At 37.3% G+C, this 17,037-nt stretch carries 14 protein-coding genes; 11 read left to right on the top strand and 3 right to left on the bottom strand.

Annotation, left to right across the window (positions count from 1 at the left end):
- Positions 1-2: 2 nt before the first annotated feature.
- Together ACOWPH_RS03505 and ACOWPH_RS03500 are read left to right on the top strand one after the other, a co-directional pair.
- Positions 3-497, top strand: coding sequence for a DUF4168 domain-containing protein (locus ACOWPH_RS03505; RefSeq protein ID WP_015214015.1), 495 nt, complete (start codon positions 3-5; stop codon positions 495-497).
- An 88-nt stretch (positions 498-585) separates the two neighbouring features.
- Positions 586-768, top strand: a complete 183-nt coding sequence (locus ACOWPH_RS03500) for a hypothetical protein (protein ID WP_150110999.1) — start codon at positions 586-588, stop codon at positions 766-768.
- A gap of 296 nt (positions 769-1,064) precedes the next feature.
- Here the strand turns inward: ACOWPH_RS03500 and ACOWPH_RS03495 are convergent, their stop codons facing one another.
- Entirely contained in the window at positions 1,065-3,059 is a 1,995-nt protein-coding gene (locus tag ACOWPH_RS03495; RefSeq protein ID WP_015214014.1) for a BamA/TamA family outer membrane protein, read from the bottom strand.
- A 450-nt stretch (positions 3,060-3,509) separates the two neighbouring features.
- Between ACOWPH_RS03495 and ACOWPH_RS03490 the strand changes: the two genes are divergently transcribed.
- The gene (locus ACOWPH_RS03490; protein ID WP_015214013.1) at positions 3,510-4,850 is read left to right on the top strand and encodes a lipid-A-disaccharide synthase-related protein; all 1,341 of its coding nucleotides are present in this window, start codon (positions 3,510-3,512) and stop codon (positions 4,848-4,850) included.
- A gap of 6 nt (positions 4,851-4,856) precedes the next feature.
- On the opposite strand, the gene ACOWPH_RS03485 is transcribed toward ACOWPH_RS03490, so the two are convergent.
- Entirely contained in the window at positions 4,857-5,579 is a 723-nt protein-coding gene (locus ACOWPH_RS03485; protein WP_015214012.1) for a response regulator transcription factor, read from the bottom strand.
- Between the two features lie 1,216 nt (positions 5,580-6,795).
- Between ACOWPH_RS03485 and ACOWPH_RS03480 the strand changes: the two genes are divergently transcribed.
- Positions 6,796-8,145, top strand: a complete 1,350-nt coding sequence (locus tag ACOWPH_RS03480; protein WP_015214011.1) for a hybrid sensor histidine kinase/response regulator — start codon at positions 6,796-6,798, stop codon at positions 8,143-8,145.
- A gap of 36 nt (positions 8,146-8,181) precedes the next feature.
- Positions 8,182-9,306 (top strand): hybrid sensor histidine kinase/response regulator, encoded by a 1,125-nt coding sequence (locus ACOWPH_RS03475; RefSeq protein ID WP_015214010.1) that lies wholly within the window; start codon positions 8,182-8,184, stop codon positions 9,304-9,306.
- An 11-nt stretch (positions 9,307-9,317) separates the two neighbouring features.
- Here the strand turns inward: ACOWPH_RS03475 and ACOWPH_RS03470 are convergent, their stop codons facing one another.
- Positions 9,318-9,776 carry a response regulator gene (locus tag ACOWPH_RS03470; protein ID WP_015214009.1) on the bottom strand — a complete coding sequence of 153 codons (459 nt, stop codon included), beginning with the start codon at positions 9,774-9,776 and terminating at the stop codon, positions 9,318-9,320.
- Positions 9,777-10,827: 1,051 nt separating this feature from the next.
- On the opposite strand from ACOWPH_RS03470, the gene ACOWPH_RS03465 reads away from it, so the two are divergent.
- From ACOWPH_RS03465 to ACOWPH_RS03440, 6 genes are all read left to right on the top strand, one after another.
- On the top strand, positions 10,828-12,033 hold the full coding sequence (locus ACOWPH_RS03465; protein WP_015214008.1) for an AAA family ATPase: 1,206 nt from the start codon (positions 10,828-10,830) through the stop codon (positions 12,031-12,033).
- Between the two features lie 117 nt (positions 12,034-12,150).
- Entirely contained in the window at positions 12,151-12,636 is a 486-nt protein-coding gene (locus tag ACOWPH_RS03460; protein WP_096713155.1) for a Spy/CpxP family protein refolding chaperone, read from the top strand.
- A gap of 4 nt (positions 12,637-12,640) precedes the next feature.
- Positions 12,641-14,263, top strand: a complete 1,623-nt coding sequence (locus ACOWPH_RS03455) for a DUF1800 domain-containing protein (protein WP_096713156.1) — start codon at positions 12,641-12,643, stop codon at positions 14,261-14,263.
- Between the two features lie 91 nt (positions 14,264-14,354).
- Positions 14,355-14,885, top strand: coding sequence for a DUF1501 domain-containing protein (locus ACOWPH_RS03450; RefSeq protein WP_422665669.1), 531 nt, complete (start codon positions 14,355-14,357; stop codon positions 14,883-14,885).
- Complete coding sequence (locus tag ACOWPH_RS03445; protein ID WP_422665668.1) at positions 14,872-15,582, top strand: DUF1501 domain-containing protein; 711 nt, start codon at positions 14,872-14,874, stop codon at positions 15,580-15,582. The genes ACOWPH_RS03450 and ACOWPH_RS03445 overlap by 14 nt, the downstream gene beginning before the upstream one ends.
- A 150-nt stretch (positions 15,583-15,732) precedes the next feature.
- Complete coding sequence (locus ACOWPH_RS03440) at positions 15,733-17,034, top strand: amino acid permease (RefSeq protein ID WP_096713158.1); 1,302 nt, start codon at positions 15,733-15,735, stop codon at positions 17,032-17,034.
- Positions 17,035-17,037: the final 3 nt, after the last annotated feature.

Here is a 17,037-nt window from a genome sequence, read left to right as displayed (position 1 = left end):
GTATGCAGGAAAATTACTTTGTCCTTTTCCGAACAAAAATCAGGCAAGTACTGTCTCAGTCCTTGGTATTTGCAACTCTGACTACTGCTGGTGTAATAATTAGCACTTTTGGCTTAGATGCCAAAGCTGATGCTCAAGCCTTGACAGTTAACAATACAGAAGTCACCAAGTATGCCGAATCTGTATTAGCAATGGAACCAAAACGGCAGCAAGCCTTTGAGGAGATTAAAAAACTAATTGGTGGAAAAGAAATTCCCACAATTGTTTGCAACGAACCCAACAGTATGAACTCCCTACCCAACAAGGCCAAGGATATAGCAGTTAATTATTGCAACGATTCTCAAAAAATTGTTGAAGAAAATGGCTTAAAGATTGACCGCTTCAATAAAATTACTGTAGAACTCCAAACTAACAGTGCTTTAAAACAACAGGTATATAATACTCTACTACGTTTACAGAAGGTTTCTAATCCTAAGTCGGGTGCTTCTGCTCCTTAAAGCAGCATAAATATCCCGATACCATTTATTTATGAGGATGCGCTTTATTCACCGATGTAGAGACGTTATATAGCGTTTACCACTAAGCGTGATATACAAAATTACCCCTCCCCAACCCTCCCCTTACCAAGGGGAAGGTGCGCGATCTCGCGGGTGGGGTGTATTTTATGAGCTTGGGAATTGCCATATAGAACGTCTCTACTGTATTGATTTGGCGCTATCAGAACAAGTCAAACTCAGAACAGAAAGAAGGCAATATCGCTATCGTTAACTACCCTATCTGTTTGGGTCTTTCTTTTCCTTTTTGTCCTTGGCATCTTTTTTAGGCTTTTTAGTTTCTTTATTACTTTTATGTTCTTTTGACATCAGTTTTATCCAATGAGGTTAACTTAAGTATGTGGGTGCAAAAAACATAACTATATTAAGAAGCTAAAAGGTAAGGAGAAAAGAGAAAAACCTTTACTCTTTAACCTTTTCCCTACAAAACTTAAAATAGTTCCGTTTAATGCCACCGATTTACTTAATTGAAGCATAAACAAACTATCATGAAAAATGATTTTGAATGCTCTAAAACCGTTGACCTATGCCAATATGCACTCGGCTATCTCCTTGGTCATTAATTCCATAATCTGCCCGAATTAAGCCCAAAGGTGAGTCAACCCGCACCCCTGCACCATAACCAAAACCATTTCCAGGCTTATTCCGCACACCGGCAGGATCTCCTATAACGGTGTCACCAGAACCTAAATCTGAAGCAAAATCTGCAAAAAGTACACCCCCAGCAATGGGGAAGATGGGAAAGCGATATTCGGCAGAAGCTAACACATAACTGCGCCCACTAGCCACTTTACCAGCATCATAACCACGCACCGAATTAGAACCACCCAAATTGAAGGTTTCATAAGGTGGTAAATCACCGATTACAGTTCCAGCTTGCAGATTTAAAGCAAATACTTGTGGCTTGTTGCTGTTAAACAAGTTAACTGGCATAAACTGGCTGTAATTGCCCCGGAGACGATTCATAGAAATCTGACCTTGACCAACAGGAACAGATTGTTCGGTGGTGAAACTGAGGAGAGAACCTTGAGTTGGCTTATTAGGGTTATCGCGTTCGTCTTTGGTGGCTGTGAAAGATACGGTAGTTAAGTCGTCAATTCCATTACCACTAAAAGATAGTTGGTTGTTATTGGCATCTTTTGGGGTAATATTACCTTCTCGGTCGCGGATAGAAACACGAGTATAATTAAGACCTAAAGAAGCATCCCAACCATCAACTTCTTGCTGAATACTCACTCCACCACCAATCCTGCCTTCCCTTACTTTGTCACCATTTTCTAGCTTGATAGTATCGTCGAAAGTATCGGAAAGTTCCCTTCTACGGAATGTTTTGATGTTGTAGCCAAAGCGATCAGGAGTAGTTGCCCGATAGGGACTGTTAAAATTAGTATTAAACAGTACATCCTGTCTATTAACTTCAATATTTGCGGCTAATGTATCATTGACACCGCCAACATTTTGATCTTTATAGCTAACAATGACTGATATTCCATCATCAGCATTGTAACCACCACCCAAGTTAACCGATCGCGCCCCCACTTCTTGGAGTTCGTAGATTAAATCAGCTTTGCTTGCATCCCCTTCAAAAGCAACATTGACGGTTTTAAATAAGCCCAATTTATATAAACTTTGTACATCTTGCTGGGCTAATTTGTCTTGAAAGACTTGACCTGGTTGCAACTTGAGTTGCTGTCTGAGAAACTCAGTTTGAGTACGTCCCTTGACTGGATTGCCTTTACTATCAACCTTTTCTCCCTCTTCAGTCAAAAAGCGAAATTTAACATCAGCTACCAAACCTTCAGCCACATTAACTGTGAGAACACCTTGGGGGCTGGGTTTAATTGATAGTACTCTACCTAAGGTATAACCATTTTCTGTATACCACTGATTAATTTTTTGGACTATTTGCTGGAGTTGGGCTGGACTAATATCTTTACCAATCTGACTTTGAAAACTTTCTAAGGCTACTTTATAATTAAGAACCTTTGCACCAGATAGTTGTAAGGCTTGTACGACTACTGGCTTGACTTGATACACTACATTCAAGCCAGCGGATGTACTGCTACTGTTGACATTGGCACTTGCAAATAAACCAGTATCTAAAATTGCTGTTACATCTTTTTGGAGTTGGGTTTGACTGGTATTCCCACCTGTTTGGGTTTTAATAACTTTGCGAATTATTTGCTCTAATTCTGGATTAGCACCAACTATCTGGACATTGGTGGCAATAACTACTAAATTGTTATCTGTAGTAAAGTTGTTATTGATATTGTTCGGTACAACCACAGGCTGAGAGCTAAATTCTATGGCATAAGTAGTTTCTGGAGATGCTACCGTTTCTACCTGTGCTGTTTGAGTTTCCACAAATGGGACAACGATAACATCACTTGTTGCGTTTGCTTCCTCCTGATTTGTGGTTTGAGCCGGTACAGCATTTGCTTTTTGTGTGATATTACTAGCAACTAAAGTAGCTAAGGTAAAAATTGCCGCAGAAGAAACTCGCATAATTAATATTGATTAATTTAATTAACTGGTAGTTAGTTGCAGTCAGGGCAAGTACTGGGGATAACGCTAATTTCCAGCTTTTAGCCGATTTGTATCCCTATGCCAGTAAATCAAGAGACTGTTAATTGTAATTTTTTGTTTCTTGTCAATTATTTCTAATACCCAAAACAAATTTAATGAGTATTTATATCTAGACAATCTAGAGATTTTTTTACCAGATGATATTTAGGTTGATTTAGTGCGATCGACAATACTTATTATCAGATTTTATGATCACAAATTGCAATACTCTGCAAATATTACTAATCTAAGGGACTTCCAAATAAAAAAATGTACAAAAATTTCTTGTGGTGCGGGACGAAAAGCCCGCAAATTATCAAGGATGCCCGTTCCACAAGATTGGATAATTTATTTTCTGGTGTTCCCTTAAAATCCAAAATCTAAAATTCTATGAGTGATTTATCCCAATTACCTTTAGTTGCGAATTCGTCAGATACTGCTTCTCGGTTGCAGTTACTAGTTTTAAGCAATGGTCACGGTGAAGATATTATTGCTGTTCGTATTTTACAAGAATTGCAACGGCTATCTTCACCACCAGACATCTTTGCTTTACCGATAGTTGGTGAAGGACGTGCTTACCAACAGTTGAATGTGCCTTGTATTGGTTCAGTGCAGAGTATGCCTTCTGGTGGTTTTATTTACATGGATAGCCGGCAATTGATGCGTGATGTCCGTGGTGGGTTGGTGCAACTGACTTGGACTCAAATACAAGCTATTCGTCGTTGGGTAAGTTCTCAAACTAAATTAGGTCATAAAAAGGCTATTTTAGCGGTGGGAGATATTGTCCCGCTGTTGTTTGCTGCTGTCAGTGGTGCTAATTATGCTTTTGTGGGGACGGCAAAATCTGAATATTATGTGCGGGATGAGGTGGGTTTATTACCCAGGAAGTCTAAGTCGGCTCGTTGGGAAAATTTTTCTGGTTCCATTTACCATCCTTGGGAAAGGTTTTTGATGAGTCGTCGTCGTTGTTGTGCGGTGTTTCCTAGAGATTCGCTGACGACGCAAATATTAAAAAAGTGGTCAATTCCAGCTTTTGATTTGGGAAATCCGATGATGGATAGTTTGGAATCGACTTTGAGAACTCCAAGATTTTATGGTGCTGATGTTGAACAACAAGAAATTATTCGTCCTTTGATGGTGACTTTGCTGCCTGGTTCTCGTGCGACTGAGGCTTATGCTAACTGGGAGATAATCATGATTGCTGTATCTGCTATAATAGCTGGTTGGCAGGAGCGAGATTTGGTATTTTTAGGTGCGATCGCTCCTGGTCTAGATAGCAATATTTTATCTCAAACTTTGCAAATCCACGGCTGGCAAAGATCTACAGTCTCTCCTGTGCAGCTTTCTGACCCTGATTTTATAACCTTTAAACAAAAAAATGCTTATTTAATTCTCACTCAAGCCGCTTATAATGACTGTTTACATTTAGGAGATTTAGCGATCGCCATGGCAGGAACAGCAACAGAACAATTTATTGGTTTAGGTAAACCTGCGATCGCTATTCCGGGTCAAGGCCCTCAATATAACCCTGCTTTTGCTGAAGCGCAGAGTCGTCTTTTAGGAGTATCTTTGACTGTGGTCAAACAACCAGCAGCAGTTCTCCAAGTAGTGCAATCCCTATTCAAAAATCCCGACCTGATCCAAGCAATTGCCGAAAATGGAGTTCAACGCATGGGACAACCTGGTGCAGCGAAACGGATTGCCGAGTGTTTACAAGACCGATTAGGATAAATAATTTTAACCAACCAACCCAGAACGCAAAGCCCGAACAGCAGCTTGGGTACGGTCATCCGCACACAGTTTATTCAAAATATTGCGAACGTGAGTTTTGACTGTTCCCACTGTGATGTAAAGCTTTTCCGCAATTTGCCCATTACTACAACCAGCCACAATCAACTCTAAAATTTCTAATTCCCGTTGAGTTAAAGGGTAGGTTTCCAACACCTGTTCATATTCTGTCGCCAACGCCTCGATTTTTACAGTCTTTGGTTTATCAGAGGCAAGACTCTCTCCAGGTATGCCCAAACGCATCTTCTTGAGTACCACATTAGCGATCGCTGGATCAATCCAAGAATTACCAGCATGAGTCGCTTGTATAGCCTCAGTCAATTTATTAATACTTGTTTCCTTCATATAATAAGAATCTGCCCCTGCTGCAAAAGCCGCTAGAACCGCATCTTCTGTATGATCCATTGTCAAAATCAAAATTTTTGTATTCGTTTGTCCAGTTTCGGCTTGATAACGCTTAAACTTGCGGGTTAGTTCAATCCCGTCCATATCCGGTAAACCAATATCTACCACCGCTACATCTGGTTTAGTCGTTTCCAAAAGTTTTAGACCTTGCGTAGCATTTGCTGCTTCCCCAATAACTCTTAATCCGCTGTGTGACTGCAATGCAGCCCTTAGTCCCATGCGGGTTAAATCATGATCCTCGATTAAAAGAATGCTAATTTCACTCATCTTTACACCTAACTAGAATATCTGACTGCTTATTTAAAGTTAAAACTTTTTGTAAGTATTTGATCTTATTTCTCCAAACCAAACATAGATGATATCTAGTTTCACTTGCATCCCTCAATAGAAATAATAAAGTTGATTTATTTTATGTTGGGTGGAAGTAAAAATCTAGCTACGGATATATAGCTATTATTTTTTAAAACATGAAATATGGAAACTAATGTAAAATTATCTAGCCTTTTTGTCATGACTAAACCATAAATTATCAATTTTTAAGTTCATAATCAAATAATGCAACAACTGATTGAGGGTAACTTAATCTCGCTAAAAACTAGCATAGCACACTAAAGCATAATTATATTTTCTTAAGAAAATCTCAGATTACGCTGCTAGTAGCAAACCATAGTCAAAAAGGAATCAAAGTTATTTAAATAAACTAGGTAAAACTCAAGATGAACATAGAGCTTACTTTTGAGCCAACTTTAAATTTTAGAACTCCGACTCTCAAAATATGCACTGAAAACTAGTTAATATTCAGAGGGAACTCTTAACAGAAAAAACTCATGTTTAAAAACATGACCTTGAAATAATGACACTGTTTTTTTCGCTGCTCGTCATCTTGTAAAAACATCTTTTTTTTGATTGAGCTTTAAACTCAGAACCAAAGTTTCTTATCTGTTCCCTGTTACCTTTTTTGTAAATGAGTCAAACAATTTTGGATTTGAGACTTTGTTGAGACACTTCCCTACGGAAAGCTACGCGAAATGATTTTAGATTTTGAGTTGACACCATAGATAAATCTGGACGCTTTTACCATCAATGAATCATTGGGCAACACTCACTAATCAATACAGAGAAATTTTTTAGTGGGTAAAACTGCTCAAGCTTCTGGTACACAATGTTTATATGCAACTCTCACTAATGGCTGAGGTCGGTGAATCATCTACTCATTTACAATTGTGTTGAGATGGATAAAGTATTTTATTTTACTTTATATCGACCTTGCCTAATTTAGAAGAGAACTATTTTCATCTAGATAATGGAAAAATGGAGGACGATAAATTGAGTTTCATGAACATCAATTAGATAATGTGTAAAATCCCTGAATTACTCTATATCTATATCTGATGATACACAAAAATTTTGAATTCTGTAGTTACATAGTTCTCACATGGAAATGCTGTACATCAATATTCTTGAACAGCGAAAATAAAAACTGATGGAAGAGACGCTGAAAATTTTGGTTGTAGATGATGATGAAGTAGATCGCATGGCAGTTCGGTTAGCCCTGACAAAAGCAGGTGTTTACATGAAATTGTGTGAGGTCAGTGATAGTAATAACGCACTCTCTGCCCTCAAAAATACTAACTTCGACTGCGTGTTTCTAGATGATCGCCTACCAGACCAAGATAGTTTAATTTTAATTAACAAACTACGCTCTTCAGAAATCAAAGTTCCTTTAGTCATCCTCACTGCTCCAGAAGATGAAAAAATTGCTATTGAATTAATGGCAGCAGGTGCTACAGACTATATTCTTAAATCCAAACTATCTTCGGTAAATTTGGCACAGATTTTACGGAGTGCGATCCGATTATACAACGCACAAATCAAAGCAGATTTGGCATATCAGAAGTTAAAAGAAAGTCATGAACAACTAATTAATCAAAACCAAGAATTAGAGAAACAACGACAACAAATTCAGGCACAAAATTTAAAACTTTTAGAAGCATCCCGGCTAAAATCACAATTTTTAGCAACCATATCCCATGAATTACGAACGCCAATGAATGCTATCATTGGTTTTTCCCAAATCCTGTTACGTCCCAAATTTGGTCAACTTACTCATCAGCAAGCGGATATGGTGGAACGTATTCTCAATAATGGTAAGCATTTGTTAATGCTGCTCAATGAAGTATTAGATTTTTCTAAACTGGAATCTGGCAGATTAGAGCTAAAACCCGAAATATTTGACTTCTCAAAAATAGTTAATAATACCGTATTGGAAATACGTTCTTTAGCTGAAGCTAAAAAGTTATCTTTGCTCGTAGAAATACACTTAGAAAATACTTTAGTGTTTAATGATCCAATCCGAGTACATCAGATTTTAATTAACCTACTTTCCAATGCAGTTAAATTTACCGAATATGGAGGTATTTGGATAGAAATCAGAGAAATTAAGGAGAAAAATCAGATCACAATTACTATCCGAGATACAGGAATTGGCATTTCTCCTCAAGATTTTCAACATATTTTTGAAGCATTTCGGCAAATAGATCAAGGTATTAGTCGTAAATATCCTGGTACAGGTTTGGGTCTAGCAATTATTAACTCATTAGTACAAATGATGGGAGGGAAAATATTTCTAGAAAGTCAATTAGGAGTAGGTTCAATATTTAAAATTGAATTACCTCGTCAAATAACATCAACACCTAGTTATCACCCAGGAGATAATTATAGTTTAAGTTTAAGTAGTGGTGATGGTTTTTTTTATTCTGCTCAAAATCCACCCGAATTTCCACCATCTCAATCTAGCAAAGCTGTGATGGGTTATCCTCACTTAACAATGTAGATTAATTGAGATTTGTTTCAAAAAAGTTGATAAATTATGTCTGTTGTCAAGAGTGATAAAGTTAACCGTATCCTCGCCGTTGATGATACTAGAGATAACCTAATTTTAGTGCAAACAATTTTAGAAAGCGAAGGCTATGAAATTGACTTAGTATCAGATGGTGCAACTGCTTTACAAAAAATATTACAATCTCCACCTGATCTGATTCTGCTAGATGTCATGATGCCAGGGATGGATGGTTATGAAGTCACACGTAGAATCCGTCATCATGCCGATCTCAGCTATATTCCCATATTGTTGATTACAGCATTTCACGAATCTAGCGTAGTGGAAGGATTAGATGCTGGTGCTGATGACTTTATTCGTAAACCATTTGATACAGATGAACTACTAGCCAGAGTGCGATCGCTCTTGCGACTTAAACACAGCATTGACGAACAACAAAAAATGACACGTCAGCGAGAAGATTTTGTCTCTCGTCTGACTCATGATTTACGTACACCTCTAGTAGCAGCTGATCGAATGCTGGACTTGTTTCAACAGGAAACTTTTTGTAAGATATCTCCAGAAATGAAACAAGCCATTTCTGTCATGATTCGCAGTAACCAAAATTTAATGCAAATGGTCAACACCTTACTAGAAGTTTATCGCTTTGAGGCAGGTAAAAAAACCTTAAATTTGGAAAAATGCAACTTACAGGAAATAGCTGAAGAAGTAATCAGTGAACTAACTCCCCTTGCTAATGAAAAAAAATTGACTCTCAAATTAGATACTCATCAATTAAACCAGCTAGGTAATTATGCTGGAATTATTATTGGTGATAGACTAGAACTACGACGAGTGTTGAATAACTTAATCGCTAATGCCATCAAGTTTACAGATACAGGTGGTGTCGAAATCCGCATTTTGGAAACCTTATCCACCAAGACCAAGCAAAGTGGAATCTTAATTGAAGTTGCAGACACAGGTTATGGAATTTCCCCTGAAGATCAAGCAACAGTTTTTGAAAGATTTCGTCAAGGTAGAAACAAAAGATCCGGTAGTGGCTTAGGACTGCATCTATCACAACGAATTGTAGAAGCTCACGGTGGCAAAATAGAACTTTCCTCAGAATTAAGTAAAGGTAGTATATTCACAGTGAGACTACCTAAAGAAAATTGATTGCATTATACCTAATTTTCCTGACATACTTCAAACTCCAAATAAGGCTCGATTTTGTCATCCAGCAAACGACAAATGATCGCCTCTAAATCCTCAAGCAGATAGGGTTTGCTAATATAATCATTAAAACCTGCTCTGAGGATACGCTCTTGGTGTTCCCGACCAGCTAAAGCTGTAACTGCAACTACTGGAATATTGCAAGTTAGAGGCTCGCGTTTTAGATATCGAGCAACATCTAGGCCGTTAAGACTAGGTAACAAAATATCTAACAAAATCAAGTCTGGCTGATACTCTTTTGCTACTAATAGTGTAGTAGAACTGTCAGATTGACAAATAAATCTGCATCCCAGTAACTCTAGAGCATAACTAAGTAAAAGTAGACTATCATCATGATCCTCGACGACCAAAATCAAAGGTGGCTGAGAGCTTTGCTTCTTTTCATCACTCATGAATGAATGTGTCAGATACATCTCTTCTCCAGAAAATTAAATTGGGATTTATCATCTTTCTAATAAAAACAATAATCCCGCGAGCCATAAGAGACTAGCTTATTCAGGATTAGCTAGTGTATTGCTGGCGCTCAGTTGATAATATTTCCCTGCATAAAAAAGGAAAAAAACTCAATCTGAATAGCTTTAGCAGACACACCTTGATTATATGCAAGATTGCAGAATATTTTCCTAATAGTTTTACAATAACTTTATATATATAAATTAGATAGTTATTTATATTAGTATTACTAATAACTACTTGGTAAGTAATATTTCAAAAATAACAACTTGTTTTACAGTATACAAATCAGTATGAAAATACACTACCAAATAGATATATCAGAAATTTTACTAGCCTTTTCACAGCAGCCTACAATATCCATTAATATATCTTGATGACTGCAATAAAGCTGTTTACCAATTTTTCCTAAATTTAAAGAAATTGATTAATAAATAGTCCCTTATTAAGGTTTTTAGGTCAGTGAAATACAGTTTTTCATTATCAATTATGTAGGAGTTGTCTCTCTTCACCCCTCATCGTATTGCATCCAACAGCAAACCGCTATAGCAATGAATATACATTAATCAGTTGGTAAAAAATTTAGCTAATCCTCACTGAAACGTAAATATTTTTAGCATAATACTTGACATAGTAGTGTATATGTATTGTATGTAGTATCTAAATGGGTGCTACGCTAATTATTTAACTCTTTTCCTAGTTAATTTGGGTAATTTCCCATCTTAATAGCTTTTAAGTTATGTAAACTTATGTAATATTATTTTTATTTTCCAAAATTGAGAAAAATTATTTAACCTTAGCACTTGTGTCCCCTAACAGTTACAGGTACTAAAAACTTGGAGATTAGCTTAAAAGTAAAATACGTGTAATAATTTACCAGTAGAGTTTATTGGCAGTAATACCAATTTTATATAAAGTTGCGCCAAACAAATCCTGTAGATACGATAAAACTTTTCCATCATCTCCTGCATAATTACCAAATAACTCAACCATCACTAAATTGCATCAAATATGGATTTTGATTATTTCAGAAGTAATGACGACAGTAATTCCAAGAATAACAATCGGCAAAACTTACTCTCTAATGGTTGGCGGCCATTTCAACGTGACTTTGATTGGGGGTATTTCCAGCAAATTATATTTCAGGATACCCATGAATTAACCCAAAAAACTATTAATCTAGCAAGTTATTATGCAGATGCATTAGCAAGAAAAGATTATGCTTGGTGGGCAAATATATTAAATTTAGCTTCAGACTATACTCGTGGTGAATTGCAAAAATATTGGAATTTTATTACACCTGATGCAATAACGCCTGACCATCGCTACAAGGATGTTTTAACTACAGAAACACCCATTGTCCAATTTGTGAGTCGTAATAGTATCCCCATTGATTATGTTTTGAATCTCTTGCAAGAAATTACCGTTTTGAGGGTTTTACGTTTATTAGAAAGTCCTGATATTATTACCCAATATTACTCGGAGAGAGATTTCTATTTTCCCACAGAAAAATTTGTTAATTGGGAACGACTAGATGTAATCAATACTGTTTATGCTTACTGGTCTAAATACGATGTTTGGTTACAGATTGATCCTTATGATCGTGGACGAAGACAATATACTTTAATGTCCCAAAATCTAGCACCTTTAATTAATAAGGCGACTTATGATTTAGCGGTGATGTTGAGTGGATATCAAAGTCGTGTTGGGAAAGTTCATAATCAATTTCCCATTCGTACATTTCCCCAAAAAATTCAAGACTTTAGTGACTCAGTTCAACAAGCAATTATCAATCAGAACCAATTAGCCGTTGTAGTACATGGAGAACCAGGAACAGGCAAAACAGCATGGACACAATCAGTAGCCAAGGAAATTTTAGTACCTTTAGGCTATGTAATTTTTATTTTGGATCATGATGCCATTACTAATTTTGTTCCTCCAAGTTACTTAGAAAGGATTTGTATAATCATCAACGAAGCTGATAATTTAGCTCAAGATAGAGCTTCAGAAGTAGCACAGTATAATAACAAAACTGAGCATATTTTGGCATTGTTAGATGGCACTTTATACCAAAGTGTAATTGATGAATCTGGTGTACAAATTAAGCAGCGGTTGGTTGTATTAATGACTTGTAACACCACAGAAAGATTAGATCCAGCCATGTTGCGTAAAGGACGAGTAGATTTAATGTATGAGTTTACACAGCGGTTTGTTTAAAAGAAATCAATTGAAAAAGAGAGGAAACAAATTCGATCAGTTACCGTCACATTGTTTAGTCAGAATGTAAGTAATGCTACATAAGTTAATGTACATATTCCCAGGAGTTAAAACTGAATGTTGTTAAATCGTATTTCTGTGATGACACTGTTGATGTTGACTTTAGGTAGTTCTGCGGTATTTGCCCAGCCTAATCCCACTCCTACATCAACTCCTATTCCCACACCTACTAAAAAGCCTGCTCCCAATTTGGAGTATCCAGGGGGATTACCCAAAGACTTGAATTTAACGCCTAAGCAACTGGAGCAAGTTAGAGAAATTCGCAGAAACAATCCGGTTAGAGAACGTATACAAAAAAAGAGAGAAGAACTGCGTCAAGCACAACAGGAATTTTTGAAACTCATGGCGGGTAATGCTAGTAAGCAGGATGTAAATACTAAATATCGTCAAATCAATAATCTCAGAGAGCAAATAGCTAATGCAGAGTATCAAGATGATCTAGAGATTAGGGAAATTTTAAACTCAACACAACGTCAGAAATGGGTTGAACATATACAAAAACGTTTTCCTGCTCCTCCAAATCCCTCAACACAACCAAAATAAGGCTATGACCTTAATAAGCAATAAATATTGGGTGTTGTCGCTGTTGCTGTTATTAGGAAGCGTTATTCCTAGTGATGCTGCCGCTAAAACTGTAAATTCCCAAGTGCTACATATCATCAACCGTTTGAGCTTTGGCCCTGCACCTGGCGATATTAAAAAAGTAGAATCTATGGGGGTACAGGGCTACATTCGACAGCAACTCTCACCTGATTCCATTTCTGAACCAGAAAGTTTGACTCGTCAACTTTCACAAATGAAAACCCTGAATCTAAATCCGATGCAACGTTTGCAATATGCTGCAAATATTTCTGCGGTGATAACATCAGGGCAGGAAAAAAAGCCGGCTTCAATGAAGCAATCTGGTCAGATTGTCCAGGAAACAATTCAATCTAGATTGTTAAGGGCTACTAGCAGTAACCGCCAACTTCAAGAAGTGATGGTGGACTTTTGGTATAACCATTTTAATGTGGATGCTGCTAAAGGACGTAATCGCATTTGGGTGGGTGCTTATGAACAAGAAGCAATTCGTCCTCATGTATTAGGAAGGTTTCGGGATTTATTAGGAGCAACAGCACGCCATCCGGCTATGCTACTTTATTTAGATAATGCCAAAAATAAAGTTTCTAATCGTCCAGATGCTAAGGGGAAAATTGGAGGTTTAAATGAAAATTATGCCCGTGAGTTGATGGAATTACACACCTTGGGAGTAGATGGAGGTTATACTCAACAAGATGTGATTGCCTTAGCACGAATTTTGAGTGGTTGGGGGATTGTTAATAATCCTAATCAAGATAATAGTGATGGATTTGAATTTAATTCCAAACATCATGATTTTAGTGACAAAGTTTTTTTAGGTTACAAAATTAAAGGAAGTGGTAAAGCTGAGGGAGAAGAAGCTTTAGATATTTTGGCTCGCAGTCCGGCTACTGCTCGTCATATAAGTTACAAATTAGCTCAGTATTTTGTTAATGATAACCCTCCAGAAACTTTGGTCAAAAAACTAGCACAGCGATATCTTGCGACTGATGGTAATATTCGTGAGGTACTAAATACCTTGTTCCAAAGTTCTGAATTTTGGGATGAGAAAAATTTTAATAGCAAGTTTAAAACACCCTATCAGTACGCAATTTCTGTAGTTAGGGCAACTGGGATGGAGCTAAAAAATACCAGACCAATCCAGGAATTGTTCGGTCAGTTAGCTATGCCTCTTTATCAGTGTCCAACTCCAGACGGCTATAAAAATACTAAAGAAGCTTGGTTAAATCCTGATGCGATGACTCGACGGCTGAGTTTTGCCACTGCGATTGCTAATGATAGTTTACAAATATCCAGCTTACCGCCGCAAAAGAACCCAAATAAGGTAAAAGCACCAAAACCTAGAAAAACTATCCCATCTGTGGGCGATGCTAAGTTATCCATATTTAAACCAAGACGACAAATGAAGCCAGGTAAAGTCAAAGCTTCCCAAGCCAGAAAAGCTACTAAATCTATACCTGTGGACTATGAACAACTGATGAATACATTGGGTAATTCTTTTTCTCCTCAAACTCAAAAAGCGATCGCATCAAGTCCACCAGAAATTCGTAGTGGTTTAATTTTAGGGAGTCCAGAATTTATGCAGCGCTAGTTTAGTACCGAGTACCAAGTACTGAGTAACGAGTAACGAGTACTCAGTAAGAATTTTCTTGATCTCTTGTCTTTCATCTATTTCCTAGCTTATGAACAGACGTGATTTTCTCATCCAAGCCGGGCTATTTTCCACTTCACTTATTACCACTATTGGTAGTAATACTTGGGTTGCTCATTCAGCTACTGCCAACAGCAACGCAAAACGCTTAATTGTCATATTTCTCAGAGGAGGAGTAGATGGTTTAAATATCGTCGTTCCCTATACAGAAACGGCTTATTATCAAGCCAGACCAAAAATTGCCATTCCCCAACCTGGTAAAGAAGGGGGAGTGATAGATTTAGATGGTCGCTTTGGATTACATCCTGTATTATCTCCGTTAATACCTTTTTGGGAAAAAGGCAATTTAGCATTTGTTCATGCTTGCGGTTTAACTAACTCAACTCGTTCTCACTTTGATGCTCAAAAATATATGGAAAGTGGAACTCCTGGTAACAAAGGGACTAGAGATGGTTGGATGAATCGTTTACTGGGAGTGATAGCGAAAAAAACTCCTGTGCAAGCTGTAACGGTGGGTACAAAACACACCTTGGATTTTGTATGGTCAGATGCCCATTGCTAATTTACCATCAGGGGCAAATCCTAAAAAACGGCTGCTGATAGACCGTCCTCAAGTAGCAACAGCATTTGATCAACTCTACAGTGGAAACGATAGCCTCAGTCAAACCTATCGTCAAGGCAGAATGGCGCGTGAAGCGATTATGAAAGACTTGGATCAGGAAATGACCATGGCCAACAATGGAGCGCCCTTACCTGATGGTTTCTCTAGGGATGCGAGCAGATTAGCACAACTAATGGTGAGAGACTCCAGAATTGAATTAGGATTTATGGCTTTAGGTGGTTGGGATACTCATGCTAATCAAGGTAGCACCCAAGGAACATTAGCTCAGAATTTGGGCAAATTGGGAAAAGGTTTAGCCACTTTAGCTCAAGGTTTGGGCAATGTTTATCAAAATACTACTATTGTTGTCATGTCTGAATTTGGTCGCACTGTGCGGCAAAATAATAACGGTGGTACAGATCATGGACATGGTAACGTCGTTTGGGTTTTGGGTGGTAATGTTAAAGGTGGCAAAGTTTATGGAGAATGGCCTGGTTTATCACCATCTCAATGGTATGAGAAAAGAGATTTAGCGATCGCAACCGATTTTCGTGATGTCATTTCTACCCTGTTGCAACATCATCTTCATCTCAACACCAGCCAACTCAATCAAATCTTACCTAATTACACCCCTACTCAAAAAATTGTATTGCTTTAACGCTGCGCGGAAATCCCTATTGTCAATGTAATTGGACGAAAATCTCAGTTTAAGCACTCCCCTGTATTCAATCAAAGGTTTTTGCTAAACTTGTTTACATAAGTTAATATGATTTTCTCTCTTTAGGATAGATATCTAAGCAAAAACCCTATGAAGACAGTTCTAAAATCAGAACAAAAGCAAATTACTAGATTATTTTCTCATCTGGATTTTGATGGCGATAAATTCAATCATCAACCAGGTAGTGTACTAGGAAGTACTGCGCTGATTGCCGGAACCACTGTAGGGGCTGGAATTCTGGCTCTACCTGCCGTAACATTACCATCAGGTGTTTTACCATCTACAACTCTACTAATTGCAGTTTGGCTGTACACACTATTTTCAGGGTTGTTAATTGCAGAAGTTACTTTGAACGTCATGCGGTTAGAGGGTATTCCCAATTTAGGTTTTTTAGCAATTGTAGAAAAGACCCTTGGTAAAGTGGGTGCGAGAGTTGCTGGTACTACATATTTGTTTATGCACTATGCACTTTTAGTGGCATATATCAGCAAAGGTGGAGATATTTTAGCATCAGCATTAACCAAAATAGCCAGGTTAGAACATCTGTTACCCAACTGGGTAGGAACAACAACTTTTACCCTATTATTTGGCAGTATTCTTTATCTAGGAAAAGAAAGGTTTATTCAAAAATTAAATAATGCTTTTGTAGCCATAGTTATTATTTCTTTTGTATGCCTATTGTGGTTAGGAGCAGGACAAGTAAAAAGCACTCAATTCCTATTTCAAAATTGGCATACTCTTGGTAGTGCTATCTCAGTGATGTGTGTAGCCCTGTTTTATCATAATATTGTCCCAGTAGTTGTGACGCAACTAGAAGGAGATATACCCAAAATACGTCAATCAATTATTATTGGTTCGGCAATTCCATTAATGATGTTCTTAGCTTGGAATGCCGTAATTTTAGGAAGTATTAATCCTGATATATTGCAGAATAATGCCGATAATAGCAGTGTTTTTGACCCATTACAAATTCTCAGAACAGGTAACGCAGGAGAATTAATAGGATTATTAATAACTGTTTTTTCAGAATTTGCTATTATTACATCATTTATCGGTTTTGTTTACGGGTTAATAGATTTTTTCCAAGATATTTCTCGAATTAGAAAAACTGAACTTTCTCGATTACCTCTTTACTCAATCGTTCTGTTTCCACCCATGAGTTTAGGAACAGTAAACCCTACTATCTTTTTTGCTGCGCTAGATTATACAGGAATTTTTAGTATTTCAGTTTTAGGTGGAATTATTCCGGCAATTATGAGTTGGCAACAAAGGGAACAACATAAATTAGCAAATGGTATTTACCAATCGCTTATACCTGGTGGTAAAATTACATTAACTGTGATGATTGCTATTGCATTAGCCTTAATCATCAAACAAATTTTATCAATTTAAATA

This window comes from Anabaena sp. PCC 7938, assembly GCF_049315035.1.
Taxonomy (GTDB): Bacteria; Cyanobacteriota; Cyanobacteriia; order Cyanobacteriales; family Nostocaceae; genus Anabaena; species Anabaena cylindrica.
Note: the sequence above shows the minus strand (reverse complement) of the source record. Positions and strands in the feature narration are given on the sequence as shown.